The sequence below is a fragment of the Phormidium sp. CCY1219 genome (genome assembly GCF_055795085.1).
In genome coordinates this window covers 1-19,119 of the sequence record NZ_JAYFEQ010000437.1, presented here as the reverse complement: position 1 = coordinate 19,119, position 19,119 = coordinate 1, and the positions used below count along the sequence as shown (strand labels likewise).

12 protein-coding genes are annotated in these 19,119 nt (G+C 49.1%); 3 read left to right on the top strand and 9 right to left on the bottom strand.

The features are described 5' to 3' along the window. Nucleotides 1-423: 423 nt before the first annotated feature. Nucleotides 424-1,155: a ribonuclease PH gene (gene rph, locus AC0QH1_RS10265; protein ID WP_324630990.1), complete on the bottom strand. Its 732-nt coding sequence runs from the start codon at nt 1,153-1,155 to the stop codon at nt 424-426. A 66-nt stretch (nt 1,156-1,221) separates the two neighbouring features. Next, the gene (locus AC0QH1_RS10260; protein WP_324630989.1) at nt 1,222-1,809 is read right to left on the bottom strand and encodes an adenylate kinase; all 588 of its coding nucleotides are present in this window, start codon (nt 1,807-1,809) and stop codon (nt 1,222-1,224) included. Between the two features lie 257 nt (nt 1,810-2,066). On the opposite strand from AC0QH1_RS10260, the gene AC0QH1_RS10255 reads away from it, so the two are divergent. After that, nucleotides 2,067-2,603, top strand: a complete 537-nt coding sequence (locus AC0QH1_RS10255) for a P-loop NTPase family protein (RefSeq protein WP_324630988.1) — start codon at nt 2,067-2,069, stop codon at nt 2,601-2,603. Between the two features lie 153 nt (nt 2,604-2,756). Here the strand turns inward: AC0QH1_RS10255 and AC0QH1_RS10250 are convergent, their stop codons facing one another. Then, complete coding sequence (locus tag AC0QH1_RS10250) at nt 2,757-2,978, bottom strand: YfbK domain-containing protein (protein ID WP_324630991.1); 222 nt, start codon at nt 2,976-2,978, stop codon at nt 2,757-2,759. A gap of 209 nt (nt 2,979-3,187) precedes the next feature. On the opposite strand from AC0QH1_RS10250, the gene AC0QH1_RS10245 reads away from it, so the two are divergent. Then, nucleotides 3,188-8,578 (top strand): trifunctional serine/threonine-protein kinase/ATP-binding protein/sensor histidine kinase, encoded by a 5,391-nt coding sequence (locus AC0QH1_RS10245; protein ID WP_324630987.1) that lies wholly within the window; start codon nt 3,188-3,190, stop codon nt 8,576-8,578. A gap of 205 nt (nt 8,579-8,783) precedes the next feature. Here the strand turns inward: AC0QH1_RS10245 and AC0QH1_RS10240 are convergent, their stop codons facing one another. The 4 genes from AC0QH1_RS10240 to AC0QH1_RS10225 all read right to left on the bottom strand — a co-directional run bounded on the left by AC0QH1_RS10240 (nt 8,784) and on the right by AC0QH1_RS10225 (nt 13,884). Continuing rightward, complete coding sequence (locus tag AC0QH1_RS10240) at nt 8,784-9,329, bottom strand: deoxycytidylate deaminase (RefSeq protein WP_324630986.1); 546 nt, start codon at nt 9,327-9,329, stop codon at nt 8,784-8,786. A 254-nt stretch (nt 9,330-9,583) separates the two neighbouring features. Further along, entirely contained in the window at nt 9,584-11,104 is a 1,521-nt protein-coding gene (locus AC0QH1_RS10235) for a thymidylate synthase (protein WP_324630985.1), read from the bottom strand. 93 nt (nt 11,105-11,197) lie between these two features. After that, nucleotides 11,198-12,811: a hypothetical protein gene (locus AC0QH1_RS10230; RefSeq protein ID WP_324630984.1), complete on the bottom strand. Its 1,614-nt coding sequence runs from the start codon at nt 12,809-12,811 to the stop codon at nt 11,198-11,200. Nucleotides 12,812-13,041: 230 nt separating this feature from the next. Then, on the bottom strand, nt 13,042-13,884 hold the full coding sequence (locus AC0QH1_RS10225) for an Npun_R2479 family HD domain-containing metalloprotein (protein ID WP_324630983.1): 843 nt from the start codon (nt 13,882-13,884) through the stop codon (nt 13,042-13,044). 453 nt (nt 13,885-14,337) lie between these two features. On the opposite strand from AC0QH1_RS10225, the gene AC0QH1_RS10220 reads away from it, so the two are divergent. Continuing rightward, nucleotides 14,338-15,090: a TrkA C-terminal domain-containing protein gene (locus AC0QH1_RS10220; RefSeq protein ID WP_324630982.1), complete on the top strand. Its 753-nt coding sequence runs from the start codon at nt 14,338-14,340 to the stop codon at nt 15,088-15,090. A gap of 6 nt (nt 15,091-15,096) precedes the next feature. On the opposite strand, the gene AC0QH1_RS10215 is transcribed toward AC0QH1_RS10220, so the two are convergent. Together AC0QH1_RS10215 and ppc are read right to left on the bottom strand one after the other, a co-directional pair. After that, nucleotides 15,097-15,558, bottom strand: coding sequence for a hypothetical protein (locus AC0QH1_RS10215; protein WP_324630981.1), 462 nt, complete (start codon nt 15,556-15,558; stop codon nt 15,097-15,099). A gap of 157 nt (nt 15,559-15,715) precedes the next feature. Then, nucleotides 15,716-18,730 (bottom strand): phosphoenolpyruvate carboxylase, encoded by a 3,015-nt coding sequence (ppc, locus tag AC0QH1_RS10210; protein ID WP_324630980.1) that lies wholly within the window; start codon nt 18,728-18,730, stop codon nt 15,716-15,718. Nucleotides 18,731-19,119 lie beyond the last annotated feature (389 nt).

Here is a 19,119-nt window from a genome sequence, read left to right as displayed (position 1 = left end):
GTAGGAGTGTTTAACAATTCGGTTCTAGAGCTTGAAGCTGGCACGCACCTCTATGGAGGGGAATTTAACTCTTGCTCTGAACGTAGCCCTCGTAGGGCTTAGGCTGGTCAGCTACCTAAAGTCAGAGCCTAGAAGCCCCGTCTCTTTAGAGCGGGGTGCTGACACTCTACACCACAAATCGTAACGGGTATTGGGGTTGATTCCCATGTTAGCATATTGCGCGATCGCCTAATTCCCCGGCAAAACTCCGCCAATATTGGCTCGGGAAGTTCGATGGGTAGCGGCTGATTTAAAGGCAATTTCGGCATATTCATCCCTCAGCTTGGGCGCGATCGCCATCCAGTTTTCTCCTACTCAATGCGCGAGCAAAGCGACTCTCCCATCGCCTTCTCACTCAGAAACCCATCTCCCACGCCCTACCCCTCAAACCGCTGATTTTGCGCTTGCAATTTCTTGACGTTGCGCCGCTAACAACTCCCCAATTCCTTTTTCCGCCACATCTAAAATCCCATTCAATTGAGAGCGGCTAAAACTGCCCGATTCCGCAGTACCTTGCATCTCGATAATTTCCTTTTTCTCAGTCATTACCACATTAAAATCAATCTCGGCAGCCACATCTTCGCGATAGTTTAAATCCAGCATCGGTTCGCCTTCCAAAAGACCCACAGAAACCGCCGCCACTTGGTGACGAATGGGCGATCGCGCTAACTCTCCCGAGTGCACCAGCTTTTCCATCGCCAATGCCAAGGCTACAAACCCGCCAGTAATCGAAGTGGTGCGGGTTCCAGCATCCGCTTGCAGCACGTCAGCATCCACGATAATAGTCCGTTCTCCCAACCCCTCTAAATCCAACGACGCCCGCAAACTGCGCCCGATCAAGCGCTGAATTTCCTGGGTTCGTCCCGAGAGTTTCATCAATTCTCGCGCTTGGCGTTGCGGCGTGGCCCCCGGTAGCATTCGGTATTCCGCCGTCAACCATCCTTGGCCCGAGTCTTCTAAAAATCGCGGCACCCCAGGGTTCACCGTTACCGTACACAGCACTTGCGTATCGCCGCAGCGAGTCAGAACCGAACTCGCGGCGAAGCGCGTAAAATCTTTTTCAAAACTTATCGGACGCAGTTGAGAGGGGTTTCTTCCGTCAGGACGCTGCCACATTGTCGATTGAGAGTTGAGAGTTGTTCGTGGTGGATGAGGTCAAATTCACCCTTCCGAGGAGGGGGATTATTTATCCGCTAGGGTCTGCATGAGCTGGCTTAAAATGGCTTCATGCACTTCGTCAGGCGGGGGATCGCCATTGATGGTGAGCAAGCGATCGCCATAGTCGTAATAATCCAGCAGAGGGGTGGTGCGTTCCTCAAATAACTGGATCCGGCGGCGGATAATTTCCGGTTCGTCATCGGGACGGGATCCGTGGGCCTCGCTTTGACCCCGCAGAATCGATCGCCGCATTAATTCCTCTGACGACACCTTCAACCAAATGGCGCGATCGAGCTGTTGACCCAACTTTTCCAGCTCAAAATCCAGTTCTTCCGCCTGAAATGCCGTGCGCGGATAGCCATCGAGCAACCATCCAGACGCCGCATCAGGTTGAGTTAGCCGTTGGTGAATGAACTCGATCATGGTCGGATCCGGCACCAGTTCGCCTTTGTCCAGATAAGGCTGTGCCTGTTTGCCTAATTCGGTTTGAGCGGCGATCGCCTGGCGCAGGATTTCCCCAGTGGAAATCCAGGGAATCTCCAGATGGCTGCACAATCTTGCCGCCTGCGTTCCTTTCCCGGCCCCAGGTCCGCCTAGAATGACCAATCTCACGGCAACAAACTCCTAATTTGACCCACTCTTGACTCTATCACCCTCGCGCCCCAATCTCCCACTCGACGAGAAAATCAACTGGATCCTTTCCCAGCCCCCACCCTGGCTTCCATATCGTACATTTTGTACATATAGCGTTTTATTTCGCAACAGTTCGATAAACTACGCTAAATATTGGTAACAGTTTGTTGCCAAACCCACTACTTTTGCGTTAAGTAGATCTACCATCAGATTCATCAATCACTACAGGTTTCCCTATGATCGCACAGCTAGAAAGTCCCACTCTCGATACCCCATGTCGCCCACACTACATCGTTGAAGGGCTGATTCAAGTCTTCACCAGCACCCAGCGCAACTTTTTTACCAGCGTTATGGCGCAGGCGTTGCGAATTTCCGGACAGGGAACCCCCGTACTCGTGGTACAGTTCCTCAAAGGAGGTCTCGGACAGGGACCAGAAGCACCCGTCCAACTCGGGCAAAACTTAGATTGGATCCGTTGCGACTTGCCCCGCTGCATCGATACCCCGGAACTCGACGAAATTGAGACCACCTCCGTGCAGCAACTATGGGACTACACCCAAAAAGTTGTCTTGGAGGGCAAATACTCCCTCGTGGTCCTCGATGAATTAAGTTTAGCGATTAATTTCGGCTTAATTCCCGAATCTGAAGTCCTCGAATTTCTCGAAAAACGCCCGGTTCACGTGGATATCATCTTAACCGGTCCCCACATGCTGCCTTCGATTTTGGAAAAAGCCGACCAAATCACCGAAATTCGTCGCAGTCATCGACCGTAAAGAATTGGTCATTTGTCCTTGGTCATTGGTTATTGGTTAATGACCAATGACCAATTCTTCATTCTTCATTTTTCGCGTCGCATCTGCCTCTTTCACTAACCGAATAAACTCACTGCGATATCCGGCTAAATCTACGCCCTTCCCTGACGAAGCTCACCGCAAGGCTTCATCAAAACTGGCATTTCCCCGATGGGGCGTATTTCGCAACACCATGCCAAACTCTGCCACTGCTGCCGAAAACTGAAAATCATCCGAACCCTCTTCCCAAGGGGATTGATTCTCTACAATGGCTTTTTTTATCAATTGCGAATTGTCTTGTTTCGGGGGTTTATAGCGCAATTTTACCCGCCTTAACTCATTCCGGTCTAAACTGATAAAGAAAGACCTTTAATTGGTAGAATATCAATAATTTCTATGTCTTCTTGGATTTTTAGTGAATAATTGTGGTAATATTTTGTCACCAAATCCCAAAAAAACATAAAAAAATCCAGGCGAATCCGAAAAAGGAAAGATAGAATGGGGAAATCTGGGCAATGCGGACCTAGGTACAGAAAAGTTTACCGAATGGATTACCCTGATTCGTGATGACGAGACTCAATTTAGCTGGCTATCGAGAAACCACCCTTATTTATGCCGGGAGTCGCACCCTCGTGTATCGAGGCATTCGAGACAGCGATCGCCAACCCGTCATCCTCAAAGTTCTGCGAAACCCCCACCCCAACTTTAAAGAGCTAGTTCAGTTTCGCAACCAATATATCATCATCCGCAATCTGGACCACCCCGGGATCCTGCGCCCTTTAGCATTAGAACGCTACGAAAATGGCTACGTTTTGGTGATGCCCGATGATGGGGCGATCGCCCTATCCGACTACTGGCAGCAGTCAAACCGTTCTCTCGCCGAATTTCTTACCCTTGGCATCCAACTGGCAGAAGCACTGCATTATCTGACGCAAAAGCGCATCATCCACAAAGATATCAAACCGGCGAATCTCGTCATCCATCCCCAAACCCGCCAAGTCAAAGCGATCGACTTCAGCATCTCCAGCTTGCTGCCCAAAGAACAACAGCAACTCCTCAACCCCAACCTGTTGGAAGGAACCCTGGCTTACATTTCCCCGGAACAAACCGGGCGCATGAACCGAGGAATCGACTACCGTACCGATTTTTATTCCCTTGGCGTGACCTTTTTCGAACTGCTAACCGCAGAAGTGCCCTTTACCACCGACGATCCGATGGAGTTGGTGCATTGCCACATTGCCCAAGGGGTGCAATTTTCCAAAAATACTGAAATTCCCGAAATGCTGCAAGCGATCGTCCTTAAATTGATGGCAAAGAATGCCGAAAATCGCTATCAGAGTGCATTGGGTTTAAAACAGGATCTAGAACGCTGTCTGCAACAATTAGAAGCCACCGGAGAAATTACGCCGTTTGAGCTAGGAAAACGAGATCGATGCGATCGCTTCGTGATTCCCGAAAAACTCTACGGACGGGAAGCCGAAGTCCAAACCCTGCTAGATGCCTTCGATCGCGTCGCCAACGGTGCAACGGAGATGATGCTCGTTGCCGGATTTTCTGGGATTGGCAAAACCGCTGTGGTGAATGAAGTTCACAAACCCATTGTCAAGCAACGCGGCTACTTTATCAAGGGGAAATTCGACCAACTCAATCGCAATATTCCTTTCTCGGCTTTCGTGCAAGCTTTCCGAGATTTGATGCGGCAGTTGCTCGGTTCTTCCGATGCACAACTGGCTATTTGGAAAGCAAAAATCCTGGATGAAGTCGGAGCAAACGGCCAAGTTCTCATCGATGTAATTCCCGAGTTAGAAGCCATCATCGGGCAACAAGCCCCTGCCCCCGAACTGTCGGGCAGTGCCGCTCAAAACCGCTTTAACTTGCTCTTTGGCAAGTTCGTGCGTCTGTTTGCCAAAAAAGAACACCCCCTGGTTATTTTTTTGGATGACTTGCAGTGGGCGGATTTGGCCTCCTCGAAGCTGCTGAAGTTATTAATGGAGGAGTCAGAAGCGAGTTATTTGCTCATTTTAGGAGCCTATCGGGATAACGAGGTATTTCCCGCTCATCCGCTGATGCTGACCCTGGAAGAACTTGAGAAAAAAGGTGCAGTTGTTAATACCTTAACTCTGGGTGCTTTGAGTGAGGAGAATATTACTCGGTTGATTGCCGATACCTTGTTGTGTTCCACTGCGATCGCCGCGCCACTCTCCCGGTTGGTGTATCAAAAAACCCAGGGAAATCCCTTTTTTACCACTCAGTTCTTGCTCCGATTATATGAGGAAAGCTGCATTGCGTTTGAACCGACGGTGGGATATTGGCAATGTAACTTGGGACAAGTGCGCCAACTGGCGCTCACCACTGATGTGGTGGAATTTATGATGGCACGCCTGCAAAAACTCTCCCCCAGAACCCAAGAGGTGTTAAAACTTGCAGCTTGCATTGGCAATGAGTTTTCCCTGAAAGAATTAGCAATCGTGGCGGAAAACTCTCCAGAAGAAACCGCCGTCGATTTATGGGAAGCCTTAGCCGAGGGATTGATTTTTCCTGAGGGCGAAACCTACAAGTTTTACCTAGGAGACAATCCCGACAACTTCCAAGGGGAAACTAGCAACTCGGAGTATCGATTTCTCCACGATCGCGTCCAGCAAGCTGCTTATGCTCTAATTTCTCCAGAGCTTCAGCAGTCTACCCATCTAAAAATCGGTCGCTTGTTGGCAACTCATACGCCGCCTGGGGAACTGGAAGCCAATATTTTTAAGCTGGTTGCTCAATTCAATGCGGGACTCGAAGGTGTTAAAGAGCAAAACGAAAAAAAAGAAATCGCTCGTTATAATGCGATCGCCACTCGGAAAGCCAAAACTTCAGCCGCTTATCAAGCCGCTTGGAACTATGCCAATATTGGCCGAGAACTGCTGGGTTTGCAAGGGTGGCAAAATTCCCATTCACTGACCCTAGAACTGTCCCAAGAGTCTGCTGAATTGGCGTATCTCAACGGCGATTTTGAAGCGGTGGAAGAACTGGCAAAAATTATTCTGGCCAATACGAACAGTTCCCTAGAAGCTATCTCCATTTATCAAGTCCAGATTCAATCCTATTTTGCCCAAAATCGATTATCGGAAGGCACTCAACTGGGATTAGATGTACTCAAGTCCTTGGGAGTCCATCTCCCGGAAAACCCGACAGAAGAAGAGCTACAACAAGGTTGGTCGGAAATCAAGGGTAAGTTAGGGGAAAGCGCGATCGCAGATTTAGTCAATCTCCCGCTGATGACCGACCCCCAAGCCCAAGCGATCGTTCGGATTCTCTACAGTCTCTATGCGATTACTTATGCTTACAATATCCAGCTTTGGTTGCTTACCATTATCAAACAAGTGACTCTATCGCTGCAATACGGTCATGCACCAACATCCGCTTTTGCTTACGCCAATTACGGTCGGATCGAATGTAGCATTTTGGACGACTTGGACGCTGGCTTTCAATTCAAACAGCTCGCTCTATCGGCTTTGTCTAAACTGAATGCGAGACCGATAGAGGCGAAAACGCTCCTCATCGTTTATTTTGGCATCGAGCATTGGCGAGAAAATCTCAACCACCTTTTACCTCATCTGAAAGAAATTTATGTCAAGGCATTGGAGAGTGGCGAGCTAGAAATCGCAGGTTATGGAGCGGCATTTTACTGCTCCTACTCCTATCACGTCGGCAAAGAACTTGCAGAACTCAGTGCAGACATTTCAACCTACAGTTTGAGGTTAAAAGAAATCAAACAAACCTCTGCTTTAACCCATATCAAAATTTTTGGACAAGCCGTTGAAAACTTGCAGCAAAAAGGTGGGCAGCCTTGGAAATTAAACGGCGAAATTTATAACGAAAGCGTTTCCCATCCCATTCACCAACAAGAAAATGATATGCTAGCGTTGGGCACGTTGTATTGGATTAAGCCCACGTTAGCGTATTTGTGGGAACACAGCGATCGCGCCGCCTTGTTATTTGCCGAAGGGGAAAAGTATATAGATGTCTTAGTGGGGTATCCGCCGGAAGTATTCTACAGGTTTTTTAAGGCGTTAACCTTTCTCGATTGTTACGCAAATGCCACGGATGAGGAAAGCCGACAAGAAACACTGGCACGAGTCGCCTTCGAGGGGGACAAGCTGAAAAAATGGGCAGAGTATGGCCCGATGAATTGTCAGCATAAATCCGATCTGGTAGAAGCTGAAAAAGCACGAGTGTTCGGAGAGAAGGCGACAGCTATCGAACTTTACGATCGCGCGATCGCCGGCGCGAAAGCCAACGGCTATCTGCAAGAGGAAGCTCTCGCCAACGAACTTGCTGCCAAATTTTACCTCAATTGGGGCAAACAAAAAGTTGCCGCAGGCTATATGACGGAAGCTTACTATTGTTATGCCCGTTGGGGAAGTTTAGCCAAAACCCATCACCTCGAAGAGAAATATCCCCAACTCCTCACTTCTATCCTGCAACAATCCCGGGATCTCAATACCAGCAATCCGCGCATCTCTAGCCAAAGTTTGGGAACTGTTACTACCACCAGTGCTTTCTTCGACCTCACCGCTGCGATCGCAACGTCTCAAGCAATTTCCGAAGAAATTGAACTGGAAACCTTGCTCTCGAAATTAATGAAGATCGTCCTGGAAAATGCGGGAGCCAGCAAGGGAGTTTTAGTATTAAATAACGGCGGGGATTGGGAAGTCGCCGCCCAATGCGATCGCAGTAACTGCCATCTCTCTACGCCCTTACACAACCCATCTCACCATTTCCCAACGAGTATCATTAACACCGTCAAACAGACACAAAAAAGCCTGCTGGTCAATAATCTCGACCGAGACACAACCTTCAGCGCCGATCCATACCTGATTGAACAGCCCCCAAAAAGTCTGGTTTGCATTCCCATCCTCAACCAGGGAAAATTTATCGGCATTCTTTATCTGGAAAATCACCTCACTGTAGGGGCCTTCACGCCAGAGCGCATCGAAGTCCTCAATCTCATCACCAGCCAAGCGGCTATCTCGATCGAAAATGCTCGACTTTACCAGCGTTTAGAAGAGTACAGCCATAACCTAGAAGTCTTAGTCCAACAAAGAACCCAACAACTGCAAGACAATAACCAACAGTTGCAAAAAACCCTTCGCCAATTGCAGCAAACTCAAGCTCAGTTAATCCAAATGGAAAAGATGTCGGGTTTGGGACAAATGATGGCGGGGATTGCCCACGAAATTAATAATCCCATCAATTTTATCGCGGGGAATATCACTCACGCTCGCGAATATTTTCACGATTTACTCGACTTGCTCGCCCTCTACGAAGGAGAATCTCCTCACTCCAGTAAGACGATTCAAGACAAACAGGAAGAGATTGACCTAGAATTTTTGGGGAATGATTTGGCGAATCTGTTAAATTCCATGCAAACCGGGAGCGATCGCATTAAAAAAATTATTCTGGGTTTGCGGAATTTCTCTCGCATCCAAGAAGCGGAAAAGAAGCAAGTAGATATCCACGAAGGCTTGGAGAATACTTTCTTGGTATTGCAACATCGCCTCAAGCCTAAACGTGACTGCCCCGAAATTGCCATTGTCAAAAACTACGAGCCACTTCCCTTGGTCAACTGCTACGCCAGTCAACTCAATCAGGTATTTCTGCACGTTATTACCAATGCGATCGACGTTCTCAGTTCGCCTGATTGCAGCAAGTCTCCTGAAATTCGCATTACTACCGAAATGGGAGAGGCGCAAACGGTGAGGATTCGGATTGCCGATAATGGATGTGGAATGAGCGAAAGCCTTCGCCAGAAAATATTTGACCCCTTCTTTACCACCAAACCCGTAGGTCAAGGTACTGGACTGGGATTGTCAATTAGCTATCAAATTGTCACCGAACAACATGGCGGGCAGTTGCAGTGTATTTCTCAACCGGGAGAAGGGACGGAATTTATTATCGACATTCCAATTTAAAGCCCACCGTCGCCACCATACCGATCGCGCTTACCGCATCCCATAACCGCCCCTTTTGATTCAATCAGGATAACCTCTCATCGCGGAGTTCGTTTGCTGAAGGAATCGAAAGCGGAATGCTGCCGATTTCTCACCCATTATCGGCGAACAGGAGAAAAGTTCACTGCCATGCTAGCTTTTCTCACTGCCAAGCAGGGAATCTGGGTTATTTGAGTTGAGCATTTCGAGCAATGGAGGTAGGATTGAGCAGAAAAGTGGCTGCTTTTTCGGCGATCGCCTCCGATAGGTGAATTTGTTTGAGCGTCACCAACCCATCTTGGATAAAGGAATCTCGCACTAGAATGCTATTGCCACTGTTAAAAGTGGTTTCGTAAAACACCTCGTTAATGCCCGCAGAAATGATTAATTTCAAGCAAGACAGACAAGGTTCGAGGGTGACGTAAATGCTGGCCCCTTCGGTAGAAATGCCGTGTTTTGCCGCTTGGGCGATCGCATTGGCTTCCGCATGAACTGCCCGGGAGGGCATAGTTTTGCTCGTATCGCAACTACTCAACCCCGGATAGCAATAACCCTGCGCCGTACAATGCGCCGAACCACTCGGCGACCCATTATAACCAGTGGCTACAACTTGTTTATTTTTCACGATAACCGCACCAACGGGAAAGGCGAGACAAGTCGATCGCGTAGCCGCTAATTTCGCCAACATCAGAAAATATTCATCCCATGTTGGTCGGATTTCTTCTAGTTTCATTAATTATTATTCTGGCAATTCTTCTTTCTTAATGCTAACATTCCACTGAGGCAAAAATCCATCCGTTAGGTAGAGGATAACCGATTTGGATGAGCCTGGGTAGAACGGCTTAATTTCCACTGTTCTAAATAGGGTTGAAGCTAGTCTAAGGCATCCTTATAGTCATTAAATTGAATTTCGGCAATGACCGTTACCCAGTTGGCCGATTAACTCTCGTTCGCTTACAACTGTCATTTAAAAAATCCTCGGCGGCATTACAAATTAGGCGTTTTCTTTAAAGGTTTGTCTTGTTCGTAAAGCCTATCGTTTTTCATCAATCGAGCTACCTCTGCCTTTTGCAACTCGCTTCCCAAATACAGCGCGTGTTCCACTTGCAGCGTGGGACAATCTGCTGCGATTTGCCGAGAAAGCTGCCCCGCCGAGAAGCCGCAATAGCAATTAACCACTTCTCCAGAACCAGGGGTTGTATGTTCTACGATAATCTCGCCTTCTTTCACGCTAATCGCAAAATTACCGGACTCGTCGGCATAATCTCTTTGCTGACATATTTTAGCATATTGCGATTTAATCAGCTTATCTGCATTGTCCCAGGTATCGTCATAAATATGGGCGCTTTGACTCAGGGTCATCAACGGTCCCATCTTTAAATCGTACTCGGAACGTTTGGCGATCGCATTGCGGATATGCTGCTGCAATGCTCTCAACCCCATCGCATTAGCAGGCCAAGCGGAAAACATATCGTTACTTCTAAAAACTGCCGTCAGGGATAACTCATTTTCCACTACCCGCACCCAAATATGATTTAAGCACGGACTGCCTCCCATGTCGTGGTCGCGCACATCCCAAAGGGACATTACGCCACTAGCCGCATCAATTTCTCCGATGAGTTTTTCTATGACTTGCTCAACCTGGTCTTTCCCAAACCAGCTTCGTAAGCGCTGGCCGTAGGTATATTTTACGCCTTCTGCGTAGGGAGCATCATCTAATATTTGGGAAACGTATTCTTTCAGGAACTCGCGGTCGATGGGTAAATAATTCGGGTCGGGAAAATAAAACTCGGGGGGTTCGTCGGTTACTACCGCCATCAGGTCGATTAATTCTTGCCATTTGCCATCGTAACCGGTAGGCCGAATAGTGCCGGTGGTTTTGATGCGATGAATGATTTTCACCCAGGTTTCGGCAATCGTTTTGCCTTCGATTCGATGACCATAACGAGGTCCAGGCAATACCGTAGGTGTGACTGTGGCCATTGGAAATTCTAACGGTTTGCTCCAAGGTTCTGCTGGTTTTGACGCAAAATTCTTCGCCTCAGATATCGCTTCAGCGATGTTTGAGGCTTCTTTCCATTTAATGGCACTACGCAATTGTTCTAAAACCTGAACCGGAATCTCGATATCTATATAACCGGGGATGGGAGAATTTATCGTCCAACAATCCCGCCCGGTATCGGTTTTTCCTTTGGTAAATCCATTGCGGAAAAAGTCGATAAGGCACTGACAACCGCCAGCGTTGCGGTCTTCTTTGGTAGCGTTGAGTGCGACGAGATAGCGGACGTGGGGATTGGCTAATAGATTGCGGATAAGCAAGCTGATGCCGCGTGTGGGGGAGTACAGTTGACCGATGACAGCATATTCGTGGGGGTCTAACTGTTTGGCGATCGCCTGTTTCACTGTCCATCCGGTAATCATGGCGGTTTGACCTCGACCACAAATTAACTGGTTAGGCTTATAAAGGGCATTGTACTCAAATTTTTTGGCCTTACCGATTGCTGTCATGGTGTTTGACAAAACAAAAATAACTCCTAAACTACCATACCATTCAGAGGCAAGTAGAAACGCGATGCATCGCCTCTTTACCTCGAATCCAGATTAGAGATTCTCGATCGCCCGGGCAAACTTCTCCACCCTTTCCGGTTCCTGTCTCGATGCCAAGACCAAATAATGCACCGAAACCATCCCTAACTCCGCCGACAAACTGCATTTGCGCGGATCGGCAACTTTCCAATCCCCTTGCACAAATATCTCTTCGAGTTCCTTGTACTTCTCCTGTATCGCCTCAAAACAGGCCCGGTAACTGGATATCTCCTGCAATTGGGGCGCGGATTCATAGCAGCGAATCAGGATTTTTGCCACGGGGTCGAACCCCTCATTGTGCCAGTAATTTTCTAGCGGTTCGACAGGGGGATATTGACGGACAAATTCCTCAAACATCGCCGGATAATGTTCCGCAAGGTAAGTTAAATACTTGGTGGAATAAACCGCTAAATCGGCAAATGTATCGAGAATCGATTCATCGGCGGTGGGTTTTACGTTTTCGGTAAAAATCGTTTCCAAGCGGTCGTATTTTCGCGAAATGCCGGCAAATACCCCTAATGCTTCGCCGTGCTTTTTCCAGCTATTTTTGTAAACGAGGGTTTTCTTGTAGTGCAGGATGCTGAGAACCTGGTAAATCTCGGAAAATGAATATGCATGAGCGGATTTTTTCTCGCCCCACAGGTTGTCAAAGTATTCGCTTTCTTTCTCCGACAAGGTGATAAAATCGCGGCGATTGAATTCTTCGGCAAAATAGGCGATCGCCGCCACTTTTAAATCACTGTTTGGCCACTTTTCTATCCGCTTGGCAATCTCTTCTACCGATTCTCCATGCCGATAGCGATTGTAAACATAAAGCAATTGCAAGCTGGTTTTAATAAATTCATCTGCCAAGCAATCGATAGCCGTTTCTAGCCCATTTTCTCCTTGACGCATCCCCGATTCTATTTCGATCCAGCGCCACATCATTTGGTCAAAGGCTGACCGAGAAGCGCTCAACTCGGCAGGGGCAATGCCAAACTGATAAAGCGTTTTTTCTGGGGTATTTTTCAGCAGGCTTTTCCCCATTCTTAACTCGGTTGACGCTGCCTGAAATGCGGCGATAAAATAGGAACATTCGCCGAGTTTGGTATTCGTCCACCGGGCGATAATTTCTTGTAAAACGCTCCATTTAAACGTTTCAAATTCGGCAAAATCAGATAGAATTTGAGCGGCGGGTAAGATGACGTTGAGATGGAGTTTGCCCGCGCGAGTCAGAAAGTGCAAGCAGGTGTGGGTGGCGCAATTGCGATCGCCAAGGGTTAAAATCGCCGTACCGTTATTGGGGGATGCTTGCAGGGTTTGGGCAATGTCTTGTAGTGGATCGCCCCCAAGGGATTGTCTGAGGGTTTTGGAAGCTGCATATCTCCCTTGCAGGGTTTGCGAGTTGGGGGGATTTCCGGGGAGATAATGAGACAAACCGGGCGGGTCAATATGGCCGGCGATCGCCGATAAGGTGGCGAACAGGCAAGCGAAGATATTATAATTTTGTCGGGGATAAATAATCACCCGTTCGCGAGGCGCGTTAATCCGGATAAGGCGCGATCGCAGCTCTTTGACTTCGCCTTCTCCCCCGGAAAAAACATCCCCCTCCTGCAAAATCTGCCGCAGTTCTCCTCGAACTGCATCCATCACATTTCCATACATTTAGCGTCACTCCCGCCGAAAAAACTACCCGTTCGATTGTGGCTGTTCCGTCACCCAAAGGCAAGGGAACAAAAGGAGAGGTTTGGGCGCGCCCTTCGAGTCTCCCTCGAACCCACTCCCACCTTTATCCTCAACCCTCAAGCAAAACACAAATAGAGGCAAAAGTCAAGAAATTTTGACCCTTGCCCCTAAACCACAGAGATGAAATTGACCCTTTACGGCTCCTTCTTTGCGGGTTCGTGTTCCACAACAAACACATTCGCGTAGAGATTGGCAATAATTTGCTTTCCTTGCTGAGTTAATTCTAAATAACCCAAAGCATCCTGGATATATTGATAAACCACACCCCAATAAAACTGCGGGTAATTTTTGCGTAAATCCCCCGGATCTTTATAGCCGACCTTTTGATTAAAACCCGTTTCTTCAAACTCATAAAATAACCCCGCTACTTTCTTTAAATAGCGGGGATCGCTGAGTTGACCGATCAGATCGGCGGCGCGCACCAAACCGGGATAATTGATGGTATCTTGATGATCGGCGGCAGCGGGAACCGGGAACCGAGTTAGCTCGATATTTTGCTTGATTTCCTCGGCATTAATCAATTTGTGACCGCCAAAGCGTTCTTCAATAAATAGTTTGCCGCGATCGACGTGATAGGGCGTCAAACTGGCATCGGTCAAACCGGGACGCACAGACACCATCGTTCCATCAATTCCCGTGGCATACCATCCATCGCGGTCCTGGCGGCACACGCCTTTAACGTAGCCAATATCGTGGCACAATAATGAAATGGTGAAATGCAACCAATCTTCGCAGGAAACGCCGCCCTCGCGGATGTGTTTTCCCCGCAAAATTTCTTGCCCCACTAGGGTGACTAATATCGTATGCTCGACATTATGGTAAAGGGCGTCGCTGTTGGCAATATTTTCTAATGCCATACCTCCCGCCCAGGCTAGGATATCTGCGTAATCGGGCTTGAGTCCCCCGTACATGCGGTGGTACCCTGACCGCAGTTTTTCAACGAAGTCGGAAATCAGCAGTTGAGTGATACTGTACATATCTGGTTGTCTCGCGGTGTAAGCAGGCTGTATCCGTGGGATGTCAACAAGCAAGTGAAGCGCCGTGAAATCGGTGCTTGGCTGGCGGGTCGGGTTCCTCCAGGATAGCCGTAGGTTTGGTAAACCAGGGCTAGTCATAGCTGTAGAGTTTCCGGACTCTACCTGAAACTCGAGGGGGTTCCCTTGCTCTCCCTAATGGGCGATCGACCCTTATTATTTATGATAATTACCTCAATCGCAAACGAATCATAGCCGATCGCCTGCATGTTAGGGTTTAGTGAAAATAGAGGGTTCATTTTGCGGCGATCGCTTCCCCACCCCACTAAGCTAACCCTGACCTTACCCCCGGGTTCTTTTTTCCCCTCCACCTCCCCTGTTAAAATCAACTCATCCCCAAGACAGTCCACAAGCGGAGGTAAAGCATTGGCAGCGCTGGTTTCATTGTTAATTGTGATGAGTTTATCTCTACTGATTAACCGCATTGCCACTGTTGCCCTGACTCTGACCGGTTTATCCCGCGAATCGGCAAGATTCCAGGCGCGTTCTGCATTTACCGGTGCCGGTTTTACCACCGATGAAGCCGAAAACATCGTCACTCACCCGGTCCGACGCCGAATCGTCATGTTTTTGATGCTGCTAGGCAATGTGGGAATTGTCACCACGATTTCATCCCTGATGCTGACATTTGTGAACACTGTCGGTCCGAGTCAGTGGTTGTTTCGCTTCCTGATACTGAGCATCGGGCTGTTTGGCTTGTGGTGCATCGCTACCAGTGAATGGGTGGACCGCTATCTGTCTCGGGTGATTCATTGGGCACTACAGCGCTGGACTCGCCTTGAGGTGCGCGATTATGCCAGTTTGCTACATCTGTGTGGCGAGTACACGGTAACGCAATTGACCGTAAAACCGCAAGATTGGTTGGCTTCTCGGCGTTTGGATGAGTTGAATCTGGATAAGGAAGGAATCACGGTTCTCGGAATTCATCGCCACAACGATCGCTATGTGGGCGCACCAAAAGCAGATACCTGCATCCGTCCTCACGATACTCTGATTTTGTACGGTCGCTTACCCTTGCTCGCTGATTTGGACGAACGCTGTGCTGATTGGGAGGGGGAACAGTCTCATCGCAGAGCAATGGCAGATCAAGAACGGGTCATTGCCCAACAGGATCGCGAAGAAGCTGAAGATCCCTCCTCGAGGAATTGAGAATTCTCAATTCTCAATTCTCAATTCTTCCCGGGCGGATTCGATCGCTTTTGCGGAAAAACCGAGTTGCTGCAACAGATGACGCGCCTGGGTCTCAGTGAGGGTGGGAGGGGGCGACTCCTTTTGAGAAATTGCCGCGATCCACTGCTGAAACTGCGTTGCTGAGAGCTTCTGTGCGTCTGGAGCCTCGATCGCCCTGGCGTCTCCTCGATCCTCCCGCGTGACCACCCCGGCGATAAATGCCCCCAAAACCATCCCGGTCCACAACCCCGACACACTACCCGTGGTGCCTTTCCACAACGCCCCAGGCGCTTGTCGGGCTTGGCAAAAGGTATTTAACCACCCTTCGGGTTGATTTCGGCATTGATGGGTATGCGCCACCCAATTAATTTGCCACCCCACCACCGAACCCACTAATCCAGAAGCCAGGGCGATAAAGGTGCAAGTTAACATCCGCGTCTTAGACATAGAATAAGTCAGAATTGCGAATTGAGCAATTTTGAATTAAGAATTAAAACTGAAGAATTTACAGCCAACGACCAATGACCAATAACCCATGACCCATGACCAATAACAAATGACCCATGACCGAATTGAGGGAGCGATCGCTCCCTCAATACCTGCATCAACCGGTATTTCGCATGCCGGCGGCGATCCCGTTAATGGTTAACAAAGCGCCGCGTAGCAATTCGCCCTTGCTGTAACGGGAGTGAATCGTGCCAGAAGCGGAATAATTTTGATGTTCCCGCAGGCGTTTGAGCAGAGAGACCTGCAACAAACCGAGAGGAATAATCGTAGCATTGCGAAGCTGAACCGATCGCTGTAGGTCCGGGTCGCCATCTAACAGACGTTGGTGTTCGGTAATGTTGAGAACCAACTCCCGGGTGAGATTGAATTCAGTGGTAATTTGCTCGAACAGAGCTTGAAAGCGATCGCGGTTTTCCGGTTGAGTTAGTTCGCGCACGTAGTGGTGAGCGATTTCCAAATCCACCTTAGAAAGCGTCATTTCCACCTTCGAGATCGCCATGCGGAAAAACGGCCATTTGAGGTAGAAATACCGCAGCAGCTTGAGATGTTCCTCCGGTTCTTGTTGCAAAAACTCTTGCAGGGCGGTACCGACGCCGTACCAGGCGGGCAACAGGAAGCGAGATTGGGTCCAGCTAAACACCCAAGGAATAGCGCGCAGAGAGCCTAAATCTCGCTTGCCAGTTTTGCGCCTTGCGGGGCGCGAAGAGATTTGCAGCTTGCTGATTTCATCGATGGGAGTGACTTCGTGGAAGAAGTCGATAAAATCGGGTTGTTCGTAGATCAAGGCGCGGTAATGGGCGCGCGAGGCTGTAGAAAGCTCCTCCATGATTTCGTTCCAGGCTTCGATATCGTCAAAGCCGGATCCGAGCAAACTGCTTTGCACCACAGCGGTGGCGATGGTTTCCAAATTATAGAGCGCCAACTCAGGCAAGGTGTACTTACTGGCGAGCACTTCTCCTTGTTCGGTAATTTTAATCCGCCCGTTGATACTGCGCGTCGGCTGAGCCAGAATGGCTTCATAAGCCGGACCGCCGCCACGGCCCACGGATCCGCCGCGTCCGTGAAAGATTCTCACGACGATATCATAAGGTTCTGCGAGGCGCTGGAGTGCTTTTTGCGCCTTGTGAATTTCCCAGTTACTGCTGAGGAACCCAGAATCCTTATTGCTATCGGAATAGCCCAACATCACTTCTTGCAATTTCGGGGGGTGGATGCGGGATTTGAGATTAGAGATATTGGGGGAAGACGCTTCCTTGCTGGATGCGGGGGTTTCGTTCGCGTAGCCACCCGCCAGCAGGGCGCGATAGAGGGGCAACTCAAACAGTTGCTGCATCACCGAGGGTGCGCGCTTCAGGTCTTCCACGGTTTCAAACAAGGGAACCACATAAACGGTGCTGATGCCCGTGGCGGGGTCATAGAGACCCGCTTCTTTAGCCAGCAGGAACACTTCTAGCAAGTCGCTGACTTCGTGGCTCATGCTGATGATGTAGGTTTGGCAGATTTCCAGGCCAAATTCTGCCTGCAATGCCCGCAGCATCTGGAAGGTTTGAAAGATTTCGCAGGTTTTTTCCGAGAAGGGGAGTTCTACGGGAATTAACGGGCGGCGGGTTTGCAGTTCTTGCAGCAGCCACTCGGTGCGCTCGCTTTCCGAGAGTTCGTTGTAGGATTTGGGGAGAATTTGCAGGTATTCGACGATTTCGTTGATGGTGTCGCTGTGGTGGGAGGATTCTTGACGCAGATCCAGATGGGCGAGGGTGAAGCCATAAATCTCCACTTGGCAGATCAGGGTGTCGAGGTCGCTACAGCTTAACCCGGTGGCGGCGAGGTTGCGTTGAATTAGGCGCAACTCGGCGAGAAATTCGTCTCCGGAGTTGTAGATGGGAGCGTTGCTCAGATCGCTGAGGTGGCGATTCCAGTCGGAGTCTTGGTAAAGACGGTGATTGCGATCGCAGGTGTTTTCCAGCCGATGCAGGATGTAGGCGAGTTTTAAGCGATAGGGTTCTTGACGATAGCGAATGGCCAGATTTTCGTAAATCTCGGGCATTTGCAAGCGGTCTTGTTCCAGAGATTCGAGCAATTCTGGCAAGACTTCACTCCAGTGCAGGGACAGGGAGAGCAATTGGGTCAGATGCTGTACGGAGTTAATGTATTTGTCTAAGATTAACTGGCGCTGGTAGCAGGCAGTTTTCCAGGTGACTCCGGGGGTGCAATAGGGGTTTCCGTCGCGATCGGCTCCTACCCAGGAGCCAAATTTGCAGAAGTTATTGCGCGGCGGTTGCAGGTAGGGAAATGAAGTTTGCAAAGAGCGTTTCAGCCTTTGGTGCAGTTGGGGTACCGCATCGAAGAGCACTTCTTTGAAGTAGTGCAAGGTATAGTCCACTTCGTCGAGCACCGTGGGTTTGAATTGATGCAGTTCGTCGGTGCGCCACCACAGGCGAATTTCTTCGGTTAGCTGTTCGAGGAGGGATTGCGCTTCCCAGGACATCTGTGCGGTGTCTTCTGGGAGGGTTTCTTCTACCAGGTCGAGTTGTTGCAGGATTTTGGCAATCCGCCGTTGCTTGGTTCGCAGGGTATGACGGACGATTTCCGTGGGGTGGGCGGTAAAGACCAAGCGAATATCCAGATGCTCCATGAGTCTCTGGATATGCTGTGGCGGAACGTTTAATTGTTTTAATTTGGGAAATAATGCGGTGAAATTGGCTAAATCTCGTCGTCGCACGATGGAGGAATCAGAAGAATAGACGAGGGAGTCTTGGCTGAGTGCATTCGCCGTTACCCCTCCGCTTTTGAGCCGATCGCGCTGTTCGTAGTGCTGTTCGACTATGTTGATCAGTTGGAAGTACAGCGCAAATGCCCGGGTGGCTCGAATCGCATCGTTGAGATCGAGCTGCTCGACGAGCTTGAGCACCGGTGATTGAGCAAAGTTCGGCGCTTGTCCCTCTTCAGAATACATCGATCTCAGTTGCCCCAGTAAATCTACCAGGTCTTGTCCGCATTCTGTCTTCAGCACCGACTCCCATAAGTCTTCCACCACTTTGAGGCGATGACGCAGAAATAAGTTGGATGAAGTGACTGTAATGACAGTGTTAGAAGGTTCCAGTTGCAAAGTCATAATCCTTATGCCAGCTAAGCGAGGAGTTTAGATAATTTTACGCGCCATCTCGCGATTGTTTTCAAATAGTCTTTCCCCAGCTCGGCATCGCCTCGTCTGGGTTGGCGCTACTGTGCGATCGCGGATGACTGTAGGTTTGTTCACCCATTACTTTACAGGTTTGTTTTGTTTTTGTCGCCCCACTCATCCCGGTTGGCAGCGCGATCGCTGTCCAACCCCAAAACTTATCAAAATCTTACACTTGACAAACCCGTTATTTAGCCGTTATTATAATAGATTAATCCCCGCAATTATCAGATTGGGTTATCACAATAGTTAAACTAAGCAATTCCGTCACCAGAACTACTCGTCTTCAAAACCGGACTTGAGACTTTCACCTCATCCGGGGA

What these genes read in the sequence shown, in the direction of transcription:
- AC0QH1_RS10240 (WP_324630986.1), bottom strand. Translation starts at nt 9,329, where the DNA reads ATGAAACTAGAAGAAATCCGACCAACATGGGATGAATATTTTCTGATG.
- AC0QH1_RS10215 (WP_324630981.1), bottom strand. Translation starts at nt 15,558, where the DNA reads ATGTCTAAGACGCGGATGTTAACTTGCACCTTTATCGCCCTGGCTTCT.
- AC0QH1_RS10230 (WP_324630984.1), bottom strand. Translation starts at nt 12,811, where the DNA reads ATGGATGCAGTTCGAGGAGAACTGCGGCAGATTTTGCAGGAGGGGGAT.
- ppc (WP_324630980.1), bottom strand. Translation starts at nt 18,730, where the DNA reads ATGACTTTGCAACTGGAACCTTCTAACACTGTCATTACAGTCACTTCA.
- AC0QH1_RS10245 (WP_324630987.1), top strand. Translation starts at nt 3,188, where the DNA reads ATGACGAGACTCAATTTAGCTGGCTATCGAGAAACCACCCTTATTTAT.
- AC0QH1_RS10220 (WP_324630982.1), top strand. Translation starts at nt 14,338, where the DNA reads ATGAGTTTATCTCTACTGATTAACCGCATTGCCACTGTTGCCCTGACT.
- rph (WP_324630990.1), bottom strand. Translation starts at nt 1,155, where the DNA reads ATGTGGCAGCGTCCTGACGGAAGAAACCCCTCTCAACTGCGTCCGATA.
- AC0QH1_RS10235 (WP_324630985.1), bottom strand. Translation starts at nt 11,104, where the DNA reads ATGACAGCAATCGGTAAGGCCAAAAAATTTGAGTACAATGCCCTTTAT.
- AC0QH1_RS10225 (WP_324630983.1), bottom strand. Translation starts at nt 13,884, where the DNA reads ATGTACAGTATCACTCAACTGCTGATTTCCGACTTCGTTGAAAAACTG.
- AC0QH1_RS10255 (WP_324630988.1), top strand. Translation starts at nt 2,067, where the DNA reads ATGATCGCACAGCTAGAAAGTCCCACTCTCGATACCCCATGTCGCCCA.